Origin of the sequence: Amycolatopsis acidiphila (assembly GCF_021391495.1) — a bacterium.
GTDB lineage: Bacteria > Actinomycetota > Actinomycetes > Mycobacteriales > Pseudonocardiaceae > Amycolatopsis_E > Amycolatopsis_E acidiphila.
Map to the genome: position 1 here is coordinate 1,887,532 of NZ_CP090063.1, position 20,442 is coordinate 1,907,973.

The window sequence follows — 20,442 nt, forward strand, 5'->3', positions numbered from 1 at the left end:
GCAGGCGCCGCGCCGCCGACGCCAGCCGCAGCGCGGGCGCCGCCGTGCCAGCCATGCCACGGCGTCAGCCGCGCCGTACTGCCGGCCATGCCGCAGTGCCAGCGGTGCCGGAGTACCAGCCATGCCGCACTGCCACCCGTGCCGGAGTACCAGCCATGCCGCACTGCCACCCGTGCCGGAGTACCAGCCATGCCGCACTGCCACCCGTGCCGGAGTACCAGCCATGCCGCAGTACCAGCCATGCCGCAGTGCCAGCCATGCCGCAGTGCCAGCTGGGGCGCCGCGGCGCTAACGCAGTTCGCTTGCGCGGGTCTCCGGCAGCCTCAGGATCACGACGAACGTGATCAGCGCGGCCACCGCGACGTACCAGAAGAACGCGATCGACGCGTTGGCGGCCGAGAGTGCGCTGATCACCAGCGGTGCGGTGCCGCCGAACACGGCGACGGTCAGGTTGTACCACGCACCGATGCCCAGTCCCCGCAGCGAAGTCGGGAACAGCTCGCTCATGATCGCCGGTGCCAGCGACGAGAACGCCGCGTACAGACCCAGTCCCACACAGAACACCACCAGGAGCCCGCCGAGCGCTGGTCGCACCAAAGTGGACAGTGGCACGGTCAGGATCGCCATCGCCGCGGACCATACGTACAGCTGTGGCTTCCGGCCGATCCGGTCCGACAGCATCCCGAACGGGTACTGCAGCACGACGAACAACGCGGTACCGACCGACAGTGCCAGGAACACGTCCACGTCACTGGCGTGCCGCGTCTTGACTGCGAACGGCGTCAGGGCGCTGAAGAACGTGTAGTAGCACAGCGTCGACAACATCGTGATCCCCACGAGCAGCCCCACCGCCTTCGGGTGGTGCCGCAACGTTGCCAGCAACGGTCGCCGGACCCGCCGGGCCGTCGTCTTGTTCTGCTCGAACTGCTCGGTCTCGACCAGGCTGCGGCGTAACCACAGGCCGATGATTCCCAGCACCCCGCCCAGCAGGAACGGGATCCGCCAGCCGTAGGCGTTCAGGTCCGCCTTGTCCAACGTGCGCGCCAGCACGAACCCGAGCACCGAGGCCAGGAGTACCGCCGAGCCCGTCGAGATGTAGAAGAACGACGAGTAGCGGCCCCGCCACTTCGGCGGTGCGATCTCCCCGAGGTACGCCGACGCGTTCGACACCTCACCGCCCAGCGACAGCCCCTGGGCGATGCGAGCGAGCAGTAGCAGAACCGGCGCGAGCCAGCCGACCAGCGAGAACGACGGCAGGATGCCGATCACCACCGAGCCCCCGGCCATCAGGCTGATGGTCAGGATCATCGCCGGCTTTCGCCCTCGCACGTCCGCGAACCGGCCGAGCAGCAACCCGCCCAGTGGCCGGAAGAAGAACGCGAGCGCGTAGGTGGCGAACGTGTTGATCTGTGCCAGTGTGTCATTGCCCGACGGGAAGAAAGCGGTTGCGAAGTAGATGCTGAACGTCGCGTAGATGGTCCAGTCGAACCATTCCAGGGCATTGCCCACACTCGCCGCGAACAGCTTGCGGATCGGCAGGCGGTGCCGGACCACGGACTCGGATTCGATCTCCGATTCGACCATGGCTGCCTCCACGCGATCGCCCGATTGGTGGAGATTGCCATACGAGTGGCCGTTTCGGAAGGGTTTTGGCTAAGTCGTGGCCGCGAGCGCGAACGGCAGGACCGCGGGCGCACCTCCCTTCCGCAGCAGCCGGGCTGCGATCGTCATCGTCCAGCCCGAGTCCGCCACGTCGTCCACCAGGAGTACCGGTCCTTCCACAGTGGACAACTCGGCGGCCAGTTCCTCGGGCAGGACAAGGCGTTGCCACAGATCCGCGACCCGCTGTGCGCTGTTGGCCCGGCGGGGCGCCGGCCCCTGTGCCTCGAGGCTGCCGAGGAAGCGCAGGCGGCCGACCTCGGCGAAACGCGCCGCGAGGCTGTGCGTCAGCCGAGGCCGGCTACTGGACGGTAACGCGACCACGGCGACCGGCCGCAGTGCCCAGTTCCAGCCCGCGAGCACCGAAACACAGGCCTGGAACACCGATGCGGGCACCTCGACGTCCGGCGCCGTGGTGCCGACCAGTTCCCGCAGCCGATTGCCCCAGCCGACGTCGGTGAGCCGCCCGAGCGTCCGTCCCGGCTCGGCCTGCTCGGTCTTCGCGATCCGGCCCGACAGCGGCACGTCGAGGGTGCCGAGCCCGGTCGGCCATTGCCGTCGCGGGCTCAGCTCGACGCCCGGCCGCTGCAGGCGGGCGCCGGTCTCTTCGACGACCTCGGCCGAGATCGCCGTCGTGCGGTGCTCACCGGTGCAGTTGTCACACCGCCCGCACGGCTGGGCGTACGGGTCGTCCAGCTGGCGCAACAGGAACTCCATCCGGCAGCCCTCGGTCGCCTGGTACTCCAGCATCGCGCGCTGCTCCACACCCCGGGCCTCGCTCACCCGGCCGTAGCGCCCCGAGTCGTACTCCCAGCTCTGGCCCGTCGACTCCCAGCCGCCGCGGACCCGCCGGACCGCGCCGTCGACGTCGAGCACCTTCAGTACCATCTCCAGGCGCGTCCGCGACAGCTCCACCGTCGGCTCCAGCGCGGCTGTCGACAATGGACGGTTGCCCCTCGCCAGCGCGTCGAGGACCTGCGTCACCCGCTGCTCGTCGGGGAACGCCAGCGAGCTGAAGTAGTTCCAGATCTCGCGGTCCTCGTCGCCGGGCAACAGGATCACCTCGGCGTGCCGGACACCGCGCCCGGCGCGCCCGACCTGCTGGTAGTACGCGATCGGCGAGGACGGCGCGCCCAGGTGCACGACGAAGCCCAGGTCGGGCTTGTCGAACCCCATGCCGAGCGCCGACGTGGCTACGAGGGCCTTGACCCGGTTGGCCAGCAGGTCGTCCTCCGCCGCTTCGCGGTCCGCCGGATCCGTCTTGCCGGTGTACGCCGCGACCTCGTACCCGTGCTCGCGCAGTAGCCCGGCCACGTCGTGCGCCGCGGCCACGGTGAGCGTGTAGATGATGCCCGAACCCGGTAGCTCGGCCAGGTGCTCGGTCAGCCAGGCGATGCGTGCCTCCGGCGTCGGCAGCTTCGCGACCGACAGGTGAAGGCTCTCGCGATCCAGCGGTCCACGCAGCACCAGCGTGTCGTCGCTGTTGCCCAGGCCGAGCTGCTCGGCCACGTCGGTCACCACGCGGTCGTTCGCGGTGGCCGTGGTGGCGAGCACGGACACGCCCTCCGGCAGGTCCGCCAGCAGCGTGCGCAGCCGCCGGTAGTCGGGCCGGAAGTCGTGGCCCCAGTCGGAGATGCAGTGCGCCTCATCGACCACGAGCAGTCCCGCGGTCGTGGTCAGCTTGGGCAGCACGGTGTCCCGGAAATCGGGGTTGTTGAGCCGTTCCGGGCTCACGAGCAGCACGTCGATCTCGCCGCTCGCGATGCGGGCCTGCACCTCGTCCCACTCCTGCGGGTTCGCGGAGTTCATCGTCGCCGCCGCGATCCCGGCCCTGGCGGCGGCCGTGATCTGGTTGCGCATCAGCGCGAGCAGCGGCGAGATGATCACCGTCGGCCCGGCTCCCCGTTCCCGCAGCAGTGCGGTGGCCAGGAAGTACACCGCCGACTTGCCCCAGCCGGTGCGCTGCACGACGAGTGCGCGTCTGCGCTCGGCGACCAGCGCCTGGATGGCGGTCCACTGGTCTTCGCGCAGTTCCGCGCCCTCGCCGGCCAGCGCGTGCAGCAGCGAATCGGCTCGTTCGCGTAGTTCCTGGATGTCCACGGGTCCACGTCTACCGCATCGGTCCGACAATGGCCGCTCGAAACCTTCATGACTGGGCCACTCGCGCGTACTGTGAGGTGGAACACGCAACGGGAGTGCATCACGTCGGGGGCCCGCGCGGTCTCTCACTTGTCCCGGTCGGGACCACCGGGCGTCATCGGAGGTTCCCCTCGGATCGCCGGCGGCGCGAAAGTGCGTGGGCCGCCCCGCCGAGAAGCGGGCAACGGCCCACGCACTCTCCGTAGCTCTATACGCTGCGGATATGTCACCACGGCGCATCGGGGTCATGGGCGGTACCTTCGATCCCATTCATCACGGTCACCTCGTCGCGGCCAGTGAGGTCCAGTCCCGCTTCGAGCTCGACGAAGTGATCTTCGTGCCGACAGGGCAGCCGTGGCAGAAGTCGGGCCGTGTGGTCACGCGCGCGGAGGACCGGTACCTGATGACGGTGATCGCGACGGCGTCAAACCCGGTGTTCTCCGTCAGCCGGGTGGACATCGACCGTGGCGGCGAGACCTACACGGTCGACACCCTGCGCGACCTGCACCGGGAGTACCCCGAGGACGAGCTGTTCTTCATCACCGGCGCGGACGCCCTGGAGCAGATCCTGACCTGGCACAACGCGGACGAGTTGTTCACCTACGCCCATTTCATCGGCGTCACGCGGCCCGGCTACCGCCTCAACGACCACCATCTCCCCAGCGGGAAGGTGAGCCTGGTCGAGGTCACCGCGATGGCCATCTCGTCCACCGGGTGCCGGGAGCGCGTCGAACGGGGCGAGCCGATCTGGTACCTCGTGTCGGACGGCGTCGCGCGGTACATCGACAAGAGGAAGCTCTACCGCAAGCCGGAGTGAGCGACTCGCCAGGCCGCCGGTAGTGCCGCCGCGACGGCGAACCCGGCCAGGATCGCGCATGCGGTCAGTGGCGTGGACCGGATCTATGCCGCCCTGCTGGAGCAGATCCCGCGCCTTGAACGCATGCTGAGCACGTTCATCATCGGCTACGCGGCGTCCGAGGCAGGCGGGCGGTTCGAGACGCTGAATCCTCGCGGGCGGCGTGACCACGCGGCCGGGCGGGACCTGCCGGGACACGCCGCCCTGGCGGAGTGGCTGGCGAAGGACGTCGACTGGGACGCCGAATTCAAGGCCGACCTCGCGGACCTCGGGTACCTCATCGAAGCCGCCGTGACCAGGCGGCCGGAGCTGCCAGGTACCCTCGGTGAGCCAACAGATGCCCAGCCATGAGGGAGCAGGAGTGGCAGCGACGTCCCAAGCCCGTGAGATGGCAACCGTGGCCGCCCACGCGGCGGCCGACAAGAAGGCCACCGATGTCGTGGTGCTGGACGTCTCCGATCAGCTCGTGATCACCGATGTCTTCGTGATCGCGTCGGCCGCGAACGAGCGCCAGGTGGGCGCCATCGTCGACGGCGTCGAGGAGAAGCTGCGCGTGGCCGGCCACAAGCCGGTGCGCCGCGAAGGCGCTCGCGAGGGCCGCTGGGTGCTGCTCGATTACGTCGACGTGGTGGTGCACGTCCAGCATGACGAGGAGCGTTCGTTCTACGGCCTGGAGCGGCTGTGGAAGGACTGCCCGCGGATCGAGGTCCCCGAACCGGCCGACGGCGGAGACGACCGGTGACCTTGCGGCGCCTCGTGCTCTGGCGGCACGGGGAGACCGACTACAACGCCGCGGGCCGGATGCAGGGCCACCTCGACTCCGCGCTCACCGAGGTCGGCTGGAACCAGGCGCGGTTCGCGGTCCCGGCGCTCGCCAGGTTCGACCCGGCCCTGGTCATCGCTTCCGACCTGCGTCGCGCGACCGACACGGCAACGGTGCTCACCGAGGCCATCGGCGTACCGCTGCGCATCGACAAGCGCTTGCGTGAGACCCATCTCGGCGAATGGCAGGGCCTGACCGGGGCGGAGGTCGACGCCGACTGGCCGGGGGAGCGCGACCGCTGGCGCGTCGACGCGACGTGGGCGCCGCCCGGCGGCGAGTCCAGGGTCGAGGTCGCCGCGCGTGCCGGTGAGGTCGTCAACGACCTGCTCACCGACACCGAGCCGACGGACACCGTGCTGCTCGCCGCGCACGGAGGTCTCATCACGGCACTGACCGCCGGCCTGCTGGGGTTGCCGATCGAGGCGTGGCCGCAGCTGGGCGGCATCCGCAACTGCCACTGGGTGGAGCTCACCCGGCGTGACGAGGCGTGGCGGGTCAACGCCTACAACGCGGGCATGTACGGCTGACCGTGCCTCGCCTGCTGGTCTTCGGCGACTCGCTGAGCTTCCACGGCCCTGACGGCCCCTGCGCTGCCGACGAGGCGCGGCTGTGGCCCAACGTCGCCGCCGCGGCGCTCGGCGGCAGCGTGGACCTGGTGGCCGGCTTCGGCTGGACGGCTCGCGACGTCTGGTGGTCGCTGATCGGCGACCCGCGGGTCTGGGCGGACCTGCATCACGTCGATGCCGTGGTCCTGGCGATCGGCAGCATGGACACCCTGCCGTCGCCATTGCCCACCTACCTGCGCACGGGCCTGCGGTACCTCCGCCCGGACGGCCTCCGCCGGGTGGCGCGCAAGGCGTACCTCGCCGCCCAGCCGAAGCTGGCCGTGGCGATGCGCGGCCGCCCAACCGTCCTGCCGTCGAAACTGACCGTGCACTACCTGGACACCGCTGTCGGCGCCCTGCGGATCCTCCGCCCATCGCTGCCCATCATCGGGATGCTGCCGGGCGTCCACCGCGCCGATTCGTACGGCCGCGTGCACACCGCTCGCGACGGCGCTGCTGCCGCGATGGCGTCCTGGGCCGAGCGGGTGGACGTGCCGCTGCTCGACCTGCCCGCGGTCGTCGGGGAACACGTGCTCAGCGGCCGTGGCAACCCCGACGGGATGCACTGGGGCTGGGAAGGGCACGCCTCGGTGGGCAAGGCCATGGCCGCGCTGATCGGTCCGCTGCTGGTCCCCGACGCGGGCCCCGGGGCCCCGTAGGCTTGCGGCGTGCAGGTCGCCGTCATCACCGACTCCACCGCCCACCTGCCCGAAGGGTTCGCCGAGCGGTCCGCCATCCGGGTGGTTCCGCTGCACGTCCTCATCGACGGCGAGGCGGCGCTCGACGGCGTCGACGTCGGGCCCGGGGCGCTCGCCGAGGCGCTGGGGCAGCGGCGGATCGTGACGACGTCGAGGCCGACGCCGGGTGAGTTCGCGAAGGCCTTCCGGGCTGCGCTGGACGAGGGCGCGGACGCGGTGGTGTCGCTGCACCTGTCGAGCGAGATCTCGGGGACCTGGGAGTCGGCCGTGCTGGCGGCGCAGGAGGTCGGGCCGGAGGTCGTGCGGGTCGTCGACTCGCGGGGGACTGCGATGGGCCTGGGTTTCGCGGCCCTGCATGCCGCTGCGGCGGCCTCCGCCGGGGCGAATCCCGAGGAGGTCGAGAAGGCCGCGATGTCGGCGGTCCGGGCCTCGAAGACCGTGTTCGTGGTGGAGACGCTGGAGTACCTGCGCCGGGGCGGGCGCATCGGTGCCGCGGCGGCGTTGCTCGGGACCGCGCTGGCGGTGAAGCCGCTGCTGCACATCGACGACGGGCGCATCCAGCCGCTGGAGAAGGTCCGGACCATGAACCGGGCGATGGCGCGGCTGGTGGACCTGGCGGAGCAGGTCGCCGGGGACGAGCCGGTGGAGGTGGCCGTGCACCACCTGGCGTCGGCCGAGCGGGCCGCGGAGCTGGCGAACCGCCTGGAGGAGCGGCTGTCCATTCCGGATGGCTGCCTGGTGTCGGAGCTCGGCGCGGTCATCGGCGCGCATACGGGGCCTGGGGTGATCGGTGTGGTGGTGCAGCGGGATCCGGCGGGTCTCCGCTGAGGTCGGGCAACCGACTCGTTGCCGCTCTGCCCCGGCCCATTCCGGCTTCGTGAGCGCTGCTGCGGCTCGCCTACTCCCGACCCTGCCTCGAGTTGTCCACAGAACCCCAGTTGTCCACACCCGGCCCAACTCCCGCTTTCCCGCCCGAGCCCACCCCTCGTAGCGTCGATCGCGTGTTCGAACAAACATTCCCCCAAGCACCGGAGTCCCAGGCTCGCAACCGCCTCCGCCAGCTCGCCGACCAGGCGCTCGCCGTCGAACGTGAACCGCCGCTCGTGGGCAGGCTCGTCGAACGCTGGGTGCCGCCCGCCCTGACCCGGAGTCCAGCCCGCCGCCGGTTGACGGCTCTCATCGCGGTACTCGCCGCGGTGGTGGTCCTTGTCGGCGGTTCCGTCCTCCTGCTCGGCGGCAGCCCGCCGGCCGAACAGGCGCCCCTGCTGCCCGCCGCGCGTGACAGCCCACCGACTGCCGCCGCGTCCCCGTCGAAAGCCGCCGAAAGCTCCCTCGTGGTCAGCGTCGTCGGGAAAGTCCGCTCGCCCGGTCTCGTGACGGTGCCGAGCGGGGCCCGTGTCGCCGATGCGTTGAGCGCGGCCGGCGGGGCCCTCGACGGCACCGACATCACCGCGCTCAACCTGGCCAGGAAACTCACCGACGGCGAGCAGTTGAACGTCGGCGTCGCCGCGCCCCCGCCGACGGCGCCGCAGCAAGCCGACGCATCCGCAGCCCCCGGAAAGCTCAACCTGAACACCGCGTCGGCCGAGCAACTCGATTCACTTCCAGGAGTCGGCGAAGTCACCGCGAAGCGGATCATCGATTGGCGGACCCAGCACGGCTCGTTCAGTTCGGTCGATCAACTCCAAGAGGTCGACGGCATCGGTGCCACGAAGTTCTCGCGCCTGCGTGACCAGGTGACGGTCTGATGCCCGCCGAAGCCAGAATTCCTACCTGGCACGACTTCCGGCTGGTCCCTTCGGCGCTGGTCCTCTGGCTGGGCGTACTGACCGGGTTGCTCTGGAGCTGGTGGGCCGCACTGGCAGGTGGCGTGGCCGCGGTCGCGGTGGCTTCACTCCTGTTGTGGCGATGGCGGGCAACGCGCCCCAGGTGGTTCGCCGGCGCGGGTGCGTTGTTGCTGGCTGGGCTGCTTCTTGCCGGCCCACTGGCCGTACGCCTCCACCAGGCGCAGCACGATCCGCTGTCCGCGCTGGGCGTACACGGAGCGACAGCCACGCTGCGTGTCACGGTGAACGAGCGACCGAAGCCGATCGAGTCCGCCGGCTACGCCGGTCAACAAGCGGGTGCGCGGTCGGTGGTCATCACGGCGACAACCCAGCAAGCCGAGGCGGCGGGCAGGCCCGTCGGCACGAGGGGACGGGTGGTGCTGCTCGCCCCGTTCCAATCCTGGTCGAGCCTGCTGCCCGGCCAGGACGTGACGGCCAAAGGCTCACTCGCTCTCCCCCGCGACGCGGACCTGACCGTAGCGGTGGTGTACGTGCGGGGGCCGCCGGTGGCGGCCAGTGGGGCGCCCTGGTGGCAACGAGCGGCCGAGTCCACGCGGGCGGCTCTTCGCCAGGCCTGCTCTGTCCTGTCCGAGGACGCGGCGGGGCTCCTCCCGGGGTTGGTCGTCGGCGATACCAGCGGGGTATCGCCGCAGGTCCAGCGCGAGTTCAAGGATGCCGGGCTCTCCCACCTGATGGCGGTCAGCGGGAGCAATCTGGCAGTCGTGGCCGGGGCTGTTCTGTTGCTCCTCCGGGTATTGCGCGTTGGGCCGCGACTATCCGCGGTAGTGGCCGGGTTGGCGCTCGTCGGCTTCGTGATCCTCACCGGTGGCGAGCCGAGCGTGCTCCGTGCCGGAGTGATGGGCGCGATCGGTCTCCTGGCGCTGGCACTGGGACGGCAACGATCGGTACTGCCGGCGTTGGCGGCCGCGGTATGCGTCCTGGTGGTCTACGACCCGGCGATGGCCGTGAGCTTCGGCTTCGCGTTGTCGGTCCTCGCTACCGCCGGGCTCGTGCTGCTGGCGCCGCGCTGGGCCGCCGCGATGACTAGGCACGGCGTGCCGCCCGGACTTGCCGAAGGGCTCGCCATCCCGCTCGCCGCCTTCCTGGTCACCGCGCCGGTGATCGCCGGGATGGCCGGGCAGATCAGCGTCGTCTCGATCGCGGCGAACATCCTGGCCGCCCCGGTGGTCGCCCCGGCCACGGTCCTGGGCGTGGTGACAGCCGTGCTGGCCCTGTTCTGGCCGGCCGCGGCCAAGCTGCCCGCGCTCGCGGCAGGTCCCGAGGCGCACTGGCTCCTCCTGGTCGCCCACCACGCATCCCGGGTACCCGGTGCGGTTCTGCCTTGGCCCGGCGGCTGGTGGGGCGGGCTTTTGGCTCTCGTCGCGGTGGCCGTGCTGGTGGTGGTCCTGCGGCGGCCGCGTCTGCGGGTCGGGTTGGCGCTCGCACTGGTGTGCGTGCTGCTGGTTGTGGTGCCGGTCCAGGTGATCGCACCGGGTTGGCCACCGGCGGGATGGGCGATGGTGGCTTGCGACGTCGGTCAAGGGGACGCGGAGGTCCTCTCGACGGCCGAACCCGGGCGCGCGATCGTCGTCGACACCGGTCCCGAGCCAGGCCCGGTCGACGAGTGCCTCGGGCGGCTGGGTGTCGACCGGGTGCCGCTGGTGGTGCTGAGCCACCTGCACGCCGACCACATCAGTGGCCTGGACTCGGTGTTCGACGGCCGCTCGGTCGGCGCGGTGGCGGTCGGACCTGGCCGGATGCCGGCGTGGGCTTGGCGGCAGGTGGCTCAGATCGCGGCACGGCACGGCGTGCCGTTGCTGGAACTGGAACTCGGCCAGCGGCTGGACTGGCCCGGACTGTCTCTGGAGGTGATCGGACCGCTTTACGTTGGTTCCCAGCAAGACGACGACGCGGACGGAACGAATATCAACAACACGTCGATCGTGCTGCGAGCGTTGACATCCGTTGGACGCGTTCTGCTCACCGGCGATGTCGAGCTATTGGCGCAAGCCGACTTGCTCGACAGCGGCGCGGATCTCCACGCGGAGGTGCTGAAGGTTCCTCATCACGGAAGCAGGTTCTCCAATCCACGCTTCCTCGCCGCCGTCGCTCCCCGGCTCGCACTCATCAGTGTCGGCGCGGGCAACAGCTACGGCCATCCCAGCAAATCCACTGTGGACTCGCTGGTGGCCGACGGCGCGCTGGTCACCCGCACCGACACCGACGGCGACACGGCGGTGATCGCCGACAGCGGAGAACCGGCGGTGGTGCGAAGGGGAAAGTGAACTCAGCTCTCGAGAGCGCGGCGCACGGCGTCCACCGAGGGCGGAACTGTGGCCTTCGGTCCGACCTGGCCTTCGATCGCGTCGAGAGTCTTCAGCCCGTCACCGGTGATGAGCAGGACGGTCTCGGCGTCGGGGTCGAGTTTGCCGGTCTCGATGAGCTTCTTCGCCGTCGCGACGGTGACGCCGCCGGCGGTCTCGGTGAAGATGCCTTCGGTGCGGGCCAGCAGCCGGATCCCCTCGACGACCTCCTCGTCGGAGACGTCCTCGATCGCACCGCCGGTGCGGTTGACGGTGTCGAGCACGTAGGGGCCGTCCGCCGGGTTCCCGATGGCCAGCGAGCGGGCGATGGTGTCCGGCTTGACCGGCTGGACGACGTCGTGCCCGTTGCGGAAGGCGGTCGAGACGGGGGAGCAGCCGGTGGCCTGCGCGCCGAAGACCTTGTACGGGGTCTCTTCGACGAGGCCGAGCTTGCCGAACTCGCGGAAACCCTTGTCCACCTTGGTCAGCTGCGAACCGGAGGCGATCGGCACGACGATCTGCTCCGGCAGCCGCCAGCCCAGCTGCTCGGCGACCTCGAAAGCGAGCGTCTTCGAGCCCTCCGAGTAGTACGGCCGGACGTTGACGTTCACGAACGCCCACGTCTCGTGCTCGGCGGCGAGCTGGGTCGCGAGGCGGTTGACGTCGTCGTAGTTGCCGTCGACGGCGATCAGGTTGCCGTCGTAGACCGCGGTGGTGAGGATCTTGGCGCGTTCGAGAGAGGAGGGGATGAGCACGACGGACTGCCAGCCCGCGCGGGCCGCTGCGGCCGCGACGGCGTTGGCCAGGTTGCCTGTCGACGGGCAGGCGAGGGTGTCAAAGCCGAACTCGCGGGCCGCGGCGAGCGCGACGGCGACCACGCGGTCCTTGAACGAGTGGGTCGGGTTACCGGTGTCGTCCTTGACCCAGACCCGCTTCAGGCCCAGGGCCTTCGCGAGGCGATCGGCACGCACCAGCCTCGTACAGCCCGGCTCGGTATTGGGGATCTCCTCGACGTTCGAGGGCACCGGCAGGAGCTTCTTGTACCGCCAGATGTTGCGCGGACCGGCCTCGATGTCCTCGCGGCGGACGCGGCCGAAGTCGTACGCGACCTCGAGCGGCGAGAAGTCCTCGGCGGACACGAACTCGGGAGCCAGCGGCTGGCGGTGGCCCTCTTCCTTGGAGACCAGCTCCACGGCCGGGCCCAGGTCCAGGGTGCGCTTGGTCGAGGTCGAGCTGAGGGCTGCAGTCATCGCGAGGTCCTTTCCTCATCTGCCCCGCTGGCGCGGGCCGGAATTGGCACCGTGATCGTCAGCTACCTCGCGGAATCGAGATGACAGGCTGACGCCGGTTGCCGGGGCTTCATCGGGCCGTTCCCTCTGCCCCTCTGGATGAGCGGTATTCAATTTTCGGCGTGCCCGAGGGCAACGCAGCTGCAACAAACATACGACACGGGTCGCGATCGACGCCATGCCCCTGCGGACTTCGTCACCGTGGCAGGATCGTGGGGTGACCGCGCCAGCCACCACCACGTCGTCGCTGCACCTCGTCCTCGGCGAGGAAGAACTGCTTGTCGAGCGGGCCGTTCGCGCTGCGCTGGACTCGGCACGACTGGTAGACCCGGCCGCCGACATGACCCGGGTTCGCGTGTCCGAACTCACCGCTCCCGCGCTCGCCGAGCTCGTCAGCCCGTCGCTGTTCAGCGAAGGGCGGGTCATCGTGCTCGACGCCGCGCAGGACATCTCGCAGGAGCTGGCCGACGCGGTGCTGTCCTACCTCAAGTCGCCCGCGGACGGGGTCGTGCTCGTCGTCGTGCACACCGGCGGCGGCCGAAGCAAGGCGGCGAAGGCATTGCCCGCCGCGTTGCGCAAGGCCGGTGCACAGATAGCCGACTGCCCGAAGATCACCAAGCCCGCCGAGCGGGAATCGTTCGTACGCAACGAAATCCGGCAAGCGGGAGGGCGCATCGACGCGAGCGCGGTCGCTGCCCTCATCGACGCGGTCGGCTCGAACCTCCGGGAACTCGCGTCTGCCGCGGCCCAGCTCGTCGCCGACTCCGGTGGCAAGGTCGACGAGGAAGCAGTACGGCGGTACCACCGAGGGCGCGCCGACGTGACGGGCTTCGCGGTGGCGGAGAACGCCGTCGCCGGTGACCGTTCCGCGGCGCTCGAGTCGATGCGCTGGGCTGAGCAGATCGGCGTCCCGCACGTCCTGGTGGCCGACGCCCTCGCCGACGCGGTCCGGACCATCGCGCGGGTGTCCGCCGCGGGGCGTGGCAACCCGAACCAGATGGCCGGTGAGCTGGGGATGCCGCCGTGGAAGATCCGCAAGGCGCAGGGGCAGGCCCGAGGCTGGGGCGCGGCAGGCCTGAACAAGGCGATGGCGATCGTGGCTCGGGTGAACGCCGAGGTCAAAGGTGCCGCGGCCGATCCGTCCTACGCGCTCGAACGAGCGATCCTCGACCTTGCGGACGCCCGCGACTTGCGCTGATCGGGGCGTTCGTGACCTGCGCCGACCCCGGCGCCCGTGAGCTGCGTTGACCCGGATGGCTGGCGACTTGTGCTGACCTCTGCGCCCGCGACCGGGGTCGATCCGGACGGCTGAGGACCTGCATTGACCCTGGCGTCCGCGACCGGCGCTGACCGGTTGCCTGGCGACCTGCGTCTGACCCCGGCGTCCGCGACCGGCGTTGACCCGGACGTTCGTGACTTGCGTTGACCCGGGCGCTCGTGGTCGGCGTTGGTCCGGACGGCTGACGACTGCGCTGATCCCGGCGCCCGCGACCGGCACTGACCCGGACGCTCCGACTCAGGCGGGCGTGAACCGGGCCGGTCGAGCGGCGTGATTTGCGCTGATGCGGGCAGGGGTAGCCCGACGGGCCCAGTTCGAGTCGTGCTCGTCATTGGCATGTCGACCAGGAGAAACGCAGGAGGCCCGCCGCAGTGTGACGGGCCTCCTGAAAAGCGCGGAACGAGTCAGCTCAGAGCTGGTTGGCGCGCTTCGCCATGGCGGACTTCTTGTTGGCGGCCTGGTTCGGGTGGAGGACACCCTTGCTGGCGGCCTTGTCCAGCTTCCTGGCGGCGGCCTGCTGCAGCTCGAGCGCCTTGTCCTTGTCGCCGGCCTCGGCGGCCTCGCGGAACTTGCGGATCGCGGTCTTGACCGAGGACTTGATCGACTGGTTGCGCTGGCGCGCCTTCTCGTTGGTGGCGATGCGCTTGATCTGGGACTTGATGTTGGCCACGCGGGCGCTCCTTGATCGTTTCGGCGTATTCGCTGCCGCGTCTCAGTGGCCCCGGCGGACCGGGCTTCCTCCTTGGCGGAATGCCACACGGCAACGACCAATAACGTTACCAGCCGGTGTCGCCGGTCCAGCCCGTAGGTCGAAGCAGCGCGAGACGGGATGCCACTGCGATTCGGCGGCCGTGCGCCGCCATCCAGCAGCGCACGCGGGGAGGGTCGGCTGACGGGGGGTGCTGACGGGCGGAGGGCGAGTGACGGGGGTCGCGATGGCGGGGGCGGTGGCTCATGGGGGTTGGGCGTGAGATATCCAGGGTCTGGACCTTCGGCGCTCGGCAGAAGGGAAAAGGCCCGCTGTGAACGGTACGGCCCTGTCGCTCGTCCTGGTGGCTGCGTTCGTCCATGCGGGGTGGAACCTCGCCGCCAAGCGGGTGGCCGGTGGGGGTGCCCGGTTCGTTTTCCTGTACTACACGGTGGGTGCCGCCGTGTGCGTGCCGGTGGCTGTCGTGACGTTGTTCCTCGAGCCGCAGCGTCCGCAATGGACCTGGCTGCTCGCCGCCGTGCTGACCGCCGTCTTCCACGTCCTGTACGGCGTCATCCTGCAACGTGGGTACGCCGTCGGTGACCTGTCCGTGGTGTACCCGCTCGCCCGGGGTAGTGGCCCGCTGTTGTCGGTCTTCGCGGCTGTCTTGTTCTTTGGAGAGCGGCCGGGTGCCCTGGGTTTGGTCGGGGCGGTTCTGGTCGTCGCCGGGGTGCTGCTGATCGGCACCGGCTCCAGTGCGCGGCGCGCCGGCACCCGCGCCGGTGCCGACACCACCGGCTCCGACGCCGGGCGCCCCGAGGCCGATACCGACACTGGCACCAGCGCCGGGACCGGGCTCCTCGACGGCGGCACCAGGCATACCAGCGCCGATACCACGCTCCCGGCTACCGGCAGCGCCCACAGTGGGCTCCCCGATACCGGGTTCGCCGACACCGGCACGGGGCTGGCCAACACCGGTGCCGCTCAAGCCAGCGCCGATACCGACACCAGCGCCGATACCGACACCAGCGCCGATACCGACACCGGCACGGGGCTGGCCAACACCGGTGCCGGTCAAGCCAGCGCCAACGCCAACACCGGTGCCGGCCATGCCACCGCCGACACCACCACCAGTTCGGCCGCCCGGCGGAGGCGGCGGGCCGGGATCGGCTACGGGCTGCTCACCGGCGTCACCATCGCCGCCTACACGCTTTGGGACGATCACTCCGTCAACGCGCTCGCGGTCCCGCCGTTGGTGTACTTCAGCACCGGCACCCTGCTCGAGAGCGTCCTGCTCGCGCCTGTCGCGCTGCGGCAGGGCGGGACAAGGACCCTGTGGCGCGCGCACCGGCGGGAAGCGGTCGTCGTGGGGCTGCTCTCGCCGGTGGCCTATGTGCTCGTCCTCTACGCGATGCGCATGGCGCCGGTCAGTCTCGTCGCCCCCGCCCGGGAGGTCAGCATCGTGCTCGGCGGGTTCGCTGCGTGGCTCGTGCTGGGCGAGGCCAATCCGGTCCGGCGGCTGGTCGGGTCGCTCGTTGTGCTCGCCGGAATTGCCGCGATTGCCGCTTCCTGACAACTACGATAGGGAGTAGCCATGCAGGTGTTGACCAGCCGAATCCTCCTTCGCCCCACCGACCCGGAGAGGTCGACCGCGTTCTACCGCGACGTGCTCGGGCTCGCGATCTACCGGACCTTCCCCGGCGGCACGGTGTTCTTCCTCGGCCAGGGGCTGCTCGAAGTCTCCGGCCGGGCCGACGCCGCCCCCGCGCCGAACGTGGCCGTGTGGCTGCAGGTGCGCGACCTGGCCGCCGCCGTCGCCGAGCTCGCCGGGCACGGCGTCACCCCCGACCGCGAGCCGCGGCTGGAGCCGTGGGGGCTGCGCGAGGCCTGGATCTCCGACCCCGACGGCCTGCGCATCGTGCTCGTCGAGGTCCCGGAGGACCATCCGATCCGCACCGACGTCCGGGCGCCGTGACCTGCTGCGCGGCGTGGCCTGGTGGGCGGCCTTCGTACTCACCCTGCTGGCCTCCGCCACCGTCTCGCGCCTGACCTACGGGCCGGTCGGCCTGCACGGGTTCGGCGTCACCCGACGCGGCGTGGGCCGCACCGCCGTCTACGACGGGGAACAGGCCGACGCGGACGACAACTACGGCGCCGAGGAGGACCTCACGAAGGACTGACGGCGCGCAGTTCGGCCGCTGTCGTGCCGGGGCCGGGCGGGTTCCAGGTCCAGGTCTGCAGGTCGGTGAACCCGGCGGCGGCGACCTCGGCGGCGAGCTCGTGCCGTGGCACCGGCAGCGACTTCTCGTGTGTGGACAGCACAAGGCGGCCGCCGGGCCGGAGTACTCGCCGCAGCTCCGCGAAGCCGGCCGCGCGGTCGTCCCAGAGCTGGACGTTGTTGACGCTCAGCACGACGTCGACCGACTCGTCCGGCTGCCCGGTCCGGTCGGCTGTGCCGCCCCGCAGCTCGGCGCTCGGGCACCGGGCCGCGCACAGCGCGAGCATCTCCTCGGAGGGATCGACCCCGATGACCCTCCCGGCCTGCTGGGAGGCCGCCATCAGGCCCACGCCGGGACCGGGACCGACGACGAGGACGGTCTCGCCGGACGTGAGTATCGCCACGTCCACGACATGGCGTTCGGTGCCGGCGTTGCCGCACGCCATCACGGCGCCGCCGATCCTGCCCAGCAGGCCACGGGGACGACCGAACGTCCGGTCCAGCACGTGCGCGAGGAAACCCGGCGCTCGCGGCCGGGCCGAGGGGGAGGCAGGTGCGGTGCTCATACCTCCAGGTCAGCACTCGCACCGTGCGGCGGCATCGGGGATGACCCCCAAATCCCCCTGCACCGGGCATGGGAGACTGGAAGGGCACCCACAACCGAGCCGAGGAAATCAGTGACCTTCGCCGATACCACGTTCACGCCACCGGAGCTCATCCGGAACTTCTGCATCATCGCGCACATCGACCACGGCAAGTCCACCCTGGCCGACCGGATGCTGCAGCTCACCGGCGTGGTCGAGGGACGCGCCATGCGCGCGCAGTACCTCGACCGGATGGACATCGAGCGCGAGCGCGGCATCACGATCAAGGCCCAGAACGTCCGCCTGCCCTGGCAGGTCGACGGCCAGGACCACGTGCTGCACCTGATCGACACCCCCGGCCACGTCGACTTCACCTACGAGGTCTCCCGCGCCCTCGAAGCGTGTGAGGGCGCGATCCTGCTGGTCGACGCCGCACAGGGCATCGAGGCGCAGACGCTGGCGAACCTCTACCTCGCGCTCGACAAGGACCTCCACATCATCCCGGTCCTCAACAAGATCGACCTACCCGCGGCCGACCCGGACAAGTACGCCGCCGAGCTCGCGCACATCATCGGCTGCGACCCGGGAGACGTGCTGCGCGTGTCGGCCAAGACCGGCCAGGGTGTCAAGGAACTGCTCGACGAAGCGGTGCGCCAGGTGCCGCCGCCGCGGGGCGACGCGGACGCGCCGGCCCGGGCGATGATCTTCGACTCGGTCTACGACACCTACCGCGGCGTGGTGACCTACATCCGTGTCGTGGACGGAAAGATCACGCCGCGCGAGCGGATCCGGATGATGTCCACCGGCGCCACGCACGAGCTGCTCGAGGTCGGCATCATCTCGCCGGAACCCAAGCCCAGCAAGGGACTCGGCGTCGGCGAGGTGGGTTACCTGATCACCGGCGTGAAGGACGTCCGCCAGTCCCGGGTCGGCGACACCGTGACCAGTGAGAAGCACGGCGCGCAGGTCCCTTTGACGGGATACCGCGAGCCGAAGCCGATGGTCTACTCCGGGCTGTACCCGGTGGACGGGTCGGACTACCCCGAGCTGCGCGAGGCGCTGGACAAGCTGCAGCTCAACGACGCGGCGCTGACCTTCGAGCCGGAGACCTCGGTCGCGCTGGGCTTCGGGTTCCGCTGCGGCTTCCTCGGGCTGCTGCACCTGGAGATCACCCGGGACAGGCTCGAGCGCGAGTTCGGGCTCGACCTGATCTCGACCGCGCCGAACGTGGTGTACCGCGTGGTGCTCGAGGACGGCAGCGAGCACGTCGTGACCAACCCGTCGGACTGGCCCACCGGCTTCAAGATCGCCGAGGTGTACGAGCCGCTGTCGAAGGTCACGGTGATCGCCCCGTCGGAGTTCATCGGCGCGATCATGGAGCTGTGCCAGAGCAAGCGCGGTCAGCTGCTGGGCATGGACTACCTGTCCGAGGATCGGGTCGAGCTGCGCTACCACCTGCCGCTGGCCGAGATCATCTTCGACTTCTTCGACTCGCTGAAGTCCCGCACCCGCGGTTATGCCTCGCTGGACTACGAAGAGGCCGGCGAGCAGCGCGCGGACCTGGTCAAGGTCGACATCCTGCTGCAGGGCGAGCCGGTGGACGCCTTCTCCGCGATCGTGCACAAGGACGCGGCCTTCGGCTACGGCAACAAGATGGCGACGCGGCTGCGGGAGCTGATCCCGCGGCAGCAGTTCGAGGTGCCGATCCAGGCGGCGATCGGGTCGCGCATCATCGCCCGCGAGACGATCCGCGCGATCCGCAAGGACGTGCTCGCCAAGTGCTACGGCGGTGACATCTCGCGCAAGCGCAAGCTGCTGGAGAAGCAGAAGGAAGGCAAGAAGCGGATGAAGACCGTCGGGCGGGTCGAGGTCCCGCAGGAGGCCTTCGTCGCGGCGCTGTCGACCTCCGAGTCGAGCGACAAGGGCGGCAAGGGCAAGAAGTAGCGCTCACGGGTTCCCGTACATGCGCTCCGCGGCGATGAAGACCGCGCAGCGGCGTTCGGCGGCCATGACGCGGTCGTACTCGGCCCAGTCGTCGTGGGTGCCGGTGGCCGCGACGAAAACGTCCCGCAGCAGCTGGGGGACGCCGTCGGCCGGGAAGGCGGGGTCCGGGTCGTCCGGGCCGATCAGGTGCGCGCCGCCCTGCACGGACGCCCACTCCCACCCGCGCCGGAACACGATCGTGCCCAGGCCGCTCTCGCGCAGCAGGGCCAGCTTGCGCGTGCCGCCGCGCGCGACGAAGCCGACGCTCTTCCGGCCGGTCACCGGATCGTCGATCAGCCCCGCGTTGACGACGGACGCGTGCACGGTGCCATCGGCCCGCGCGACGGCGATGGTGGCGAGCCCGTGCTCGGCCAGTGCGAGCTTGCCCACGCGTGACAGGTCAGTCATGACGCGACCGTATCCCTTTTCTAAGCTGAGGACATGTTCGAAGAACTGCACTTCCCGGTGCTCGTCGCGCCCATGGCCGGCGGGCCGACCACTCCCGAGCTCGTGGCGGCGGTGGTCGAGGCCGGGGGATCGGGCTTCGTGGCCGCGGGGTACCTCGGGGCCGACGCGCTGGCCGAGCGGATCGCGCGGACGCGCGAGCTGACCAAGGGCTCGTTCGGTGTCAACCTCTTCGTGCCCGGCGCTCGGTCCACTATGGACCTGAGCGACTACGTGGCCCGGATCGAGGCGGAGGCGCGCAGGTACGGTGCAGAGCCCGGTGAGCCGCGCTGGGACGACGACGGCTACTCGGTGAAGCTGGACCTCGTCGTCGAGCAGCGGCTGCCGTTCGTGTCGTTCACCTTCGGGTTGCCGTCGGCGGAGGACGTGGCGCGGCTGCACGAGGCCGGCAGCCGGGTGATCACGACCGTGACGAGCCCGGGCGAGGCGGTCCGCGCCGCCGAGGTGGGCGCGGACGCGTTGTGCGTGCAGGGTTTCGAAGCCGGGGCGCACCGCGGCCTATTCACCGACGACCCGGCGGACCCGGCCGGCGGCGGCAGCTACGGGCTGCTGGCGTTGCTGCGGCTGGTGTCGGCCGAGGTCGACCTGCCGCTGATCGCGACCGGCGGGCTCGTGCACGGCGCGGACGTGGCGGCGGTGCTCACGGCAGGCGCGGTCGCGGCCCAGCTCGGCACGGCCTTCCTGCGGGCGGACGAGGCCGGGACCCAGCCGGCGCACCAGAAGGCGCTGGCCGAAGGCGGCCGCGAGACGGCGTTCACGCGGGCCTTCAGCGGCCGCACCGCGCGGGGGATGGTGAACCGGTTCCTGAGCGAGAACTCCCCGGTCGCGCCCGCCGCGTATCCGCAGGTGCACCACCTGACCCGGCCGGTCAGGGCGGCGGCGGGCAAGGCGGGCGACCCCGAGGGGATCAACCTGTGGGCGGGGCAGACCTATCCGCTCGCGACCGCGGGACCGGCGGCGCAGATCTTCGCGCGGGTGCGTGAGGAGGCGCTGGCGGCGGTCGGCCGCGTGAAGCTCGGCTGAGCGC

19 protein-coding genes, 2 pseudogenes and 1 riboswitch are annotated in these 20,442 nt (G+C 70.6%); of the genes and pseudogenes, 15 read left to right on the forward strand and 6 right to left on the reverse strand.

What is annotated here, in order from left to right; all coding sequences use genetic code 11:
• Window positions 1-288: 288 nt before the first annotated feature.
• On the reverse strand, window positions 289-1,584 hold the full coding sequence (locus LWP59_RS09195) for an MFS transporter (protein WP_144642620.1): 1,296 nt from the start codon (window positions 1,582-1,584) through the stop codon (window positions 289-291).
• A 69-nt stretch (window positions 1,585-1,653) separates the two neighbouring features.
• On the reverse strand, window positions 1,654-3,759 hold the full coding sequence (locus tag LWP59_RS09200; protein ID WP_144642621.1) for a RecQ family ATP-dependent DNA helicase: 2,106 nt from the start codon (window positions 3,757-3,759) through the stop codon (window positions 1,654-1,656).
• Between the two features lie 262 nt (window positions 3,760-4,021).
• Here LWP59_RS09200 and nadD point away from each other — a divergent pair, with 262 nt between their 5' ends.
• The 8 genes from nadD to LWP59_RS09240 all read left to right on the forward strand — a co-directional run bounded on the left by nadD (window position 4,022) and on the right by LWP59_RS09240 (window position 10,891).
• Complete coding sequence (gene nadD, locus LWP59_RS09205; RefSeq protein WP_144642622.1) at window positions 4,022-4,615, forward strand: nicotinate-nucleotide adenylyltransferase; 594 nt, start codon at window positions 4,022-4,024, stop codon at window positions 4,613-4,615.
• 72 nt (window positions 4,616-4,687) lie between these two features.
• Window positions 4,688-5,005 (forward strand): hypothetical protein, encoded by a 318-nt coding sequence (locus LWP59_RS09210; RefSeq protein WP_186383406.1) that lies wholly within the window; start codon window positions 4,688-4,690, stop codon window positions 5,003-5,005.
• Window positions 5,006-5,015: 10 nt separating this feature from the next.
• Window positions 5,016-5,396: a ribosome silencing factor gene (gene rsfS / locus LWP59_RS09215; protein ID WP_144642623.1), complete on the forward strand. Its 381-nt coding sequence runs from the start codon at window positions 5,016-5,018 to the stop codon at window positions 5,394-5,396.
• The gene (locus LWP59_RS09220) at window positions 5,393-6,004 is read left to right on the forward strand and encodes a histidine phosphatase family protein (RefSeq protein ID WP_144642624.1); all 612 of its coding nucleotides are present in this window, start codon (window positions 5,393-5,395) and stop codon (window positions 6,002-6,004) included. Before rsfS ends, LWP59_RS09220 begins: the two co-directional genes overlap by 4 nt.
• Before the next feature lie 2 nt (window positions 6,005-6,006).
• On the forward strand, window positions 6,007-6,741 hold the full coding sequence (gene octT, locus LWP59_RS09225; RefSeq protein WP_144642625.1) for a diglucosylglycerate octanoyltransferase: 735 nt from the start codon (window positions 6,007-6,009) through the stop codon (window positions 6,739-6,741).
• Window positions 6,742-6,750: 9 nt separating this feature from the next.
• Window positions 6,751-7,608, forward strand: coding sequence for a DegV family protein (locus LWP59_RS09230; RefSeq protein WP_144642626.1), 858 nt, complete (start codon window positions 6,751-6,753; stop codon window positions 7,606-7,608).
• A 173-nt stretch (window positions 7,609-7,781) separates the two neighbouring features.
• Complete coding sequence (locus LWP59_RS09235; RefSeq protein ID WP_144646170.1) at window positions 7,782-8,528, forward strand: ComEA family DNA-binding protein; 747 nt, start codon at window positions 7,782-7,784, stop codon at window positions 8,526-8,528.
• Window positions 8,528-10,891: a ComEC/Rec2 family competence protein gene (locus LWP59_RS09240; protein WP_144646168.1), complete on the forward strand. Its 2,364-nt coding sequence runs from the start codon at window positions 8,528-8,530 to the stop codon at window positions 10,889-10,891. The genes LWP59_RS09235 and LWP59_RS09240 overlap by 1 nt, the downstream gene beginning before the upstream one ends.
• Before the next feature lie 2 nt (window positions 10,892-10,893).
• Here LWP59_RS09240 and thrC read toward each other — a convergent pair whose 3' ends face one another.
• Entirely contained in the window at window positions 10,894-12,159 is a 1,266-nt protein-coding gene (gene thrC, locus LWP59_RS09245) for a threonine synthase (RefSeq protein ID WP_144646166.1), read from the reverse strand.
• Between the two features lie 12 nt (window positions 12,160-12,171).
• Window positions 12,172-12,304: riboswitch (SAM riboswitch) on the reverse strand.
• Window positions 12,305-12,415: 111 nt separating this feature from the next.
• On the opposite strand from thrC, the gene holA reads away from it, so the two are divergent.
• Window positions 12,416-13,396 carry a DNA polymerase III subunit delta gene (gene holA / locus LWP59_RS09250; RefSeq protein ID WP_144646164.1) on the forward strand — a complete coding sequence of 327 codons (981 nt, stop codon included), beginning with the start codon at window positions 12,416-12,418 and terminating at the stop codon, window positions 13,394-13,396.
• Window positions 13,397-13,886: 490 nt separating this feature from the next.
• On the opposite strand, the gene rpsT is transcribed toward holA, so the two are convergent.
• A complete protein-coding gene (gene rpsT / locus LWP59_RS09255) occupies window positions 13,887-14,147 on the reverse strand; it encodes a 30S ribosomal protein S20 (RefSeq protein ID WP_144646163.1) in 261 nt (86 codons plus the stop codon).
• Between the two features lie 352 nt (window positions 14,148-14,499).
• On the opposite strand from rpsT, the pseudogene LWP59_RS09260 reads away from it, so the two are divergent.
• From LWP59_RS09260 to LWP59_RS09280, 4 genes and pseudogenes are all read left to right on the forward strand, one after another.
• A pseudogene (locus LWP59_RS09260) lies at window positions 14,500-14,937 on the forward strand (EamA family transporter); the annotation flags it as partial.
• Between the two features lie 360 nt (window positions 14,938-15,297).
• Window positions 15,298-15,738: pseudogene (locus LWP59_RS09270) on the forward strand (EamA family transporter); the annotation flags it as partial.
• Window positions 15,739-15,759: 21 nt separating this feature from the next.
• Window positions 15,760-16,140 (forward strand): VOC family protein, encoded by a 381-nt coding sequence (locus LWP59_RS09275; protein WP_144642062.1) that lies wholly within the window; start codon window positions 15,760-15,762, stop codon window positions 16,138-16,140.
• A 13-nt stretch (window positions 16,141-16,153) separates the two neighbouring features.
• Window positions 16,154-16,345 (forward strand): hypothetical protein, encoded by a 192-nt coding sequence (locus tag LWP59_RS09280; RefSeq protein WP_144642061.1) that lies wholly within the window; start codon window positions 16,154-16,156, stop codon window positions 16,343-16,345.
• Here LWP59_RS09280 and LWP59_RS09285 read toward each other — a convergent pair.
• Window positions 16,332-16,949 carry a class I SAM-dependent methyltransferase gene (locus LWP59_RS09285; RefSeq protein WP_144642060.1) on the reverse strand — a complete coding sequence of 206 codons (618 nt, stop codon included), beginning with the start codon at window positions 16,947-16,949 and terminating at the stop codon, window positions 16,332-16,334. The genes LWP59_RS09280 and LWP59_RS09285 overlap by 14 nt on opposite strands.
• Window positions 16,950-17,060: 111 nt before the next feature.
• Here LWP59_RS09285 and lepA point away from each other — a divergent pair, with 111 nt between their 5' ends.
• Window positions 17,061-18,911 (forward strand): translation elongation factor 4, encoded by a 1,851-nt coding sequence (gene lepA, locus LWP59_RS09290; RefSeq protein ID WP_144642059.1) that lies wholly within the window; start codon window positions 17,061-17,063, stop codon window positions 18,909-18,911.
• 3 nt (window positions 18,912-18,914) lie between these two features.
• Here lepA and LWP59_RS09295 read toward each other — a convergent pair whose 3' ends face one another.
• The gene (locus LWP59_RS09295; RefSeq protein WP_144642058.1) at window positions 18,915-19,358 is read right to left on the reverse strand and encodes a pyridoxamine 5'-phosphate oxidase family protein; all 444 of its coding nucleotides are present in this window, start codon (window positions 19,356-19,358) and stop codon (window positions 18,915-18,917) included.
• Between the two features lie 33 nt (window positions 19,359-19,391).
• Here LWP59_RS09295 and LWP59_RS09300 point away from each other — a divergent pair, with 33 nt between their 5' ends.
• Window positions 19,392-20,438 (forward strand): NAD(P)H-dependent flavin oxidoreductase, encoded by a 1,047-nt coding sequence (locus LWP59_RS09300; RefSeq protein WP_144642057.1) that lies wholly within the window; start codon window positions 19,392-19,394, stop codon window positions 20,436-20,438.
• The last annotated feature ends 4 nt before the right edge of the window (window positions 20,439-20,442 follow it).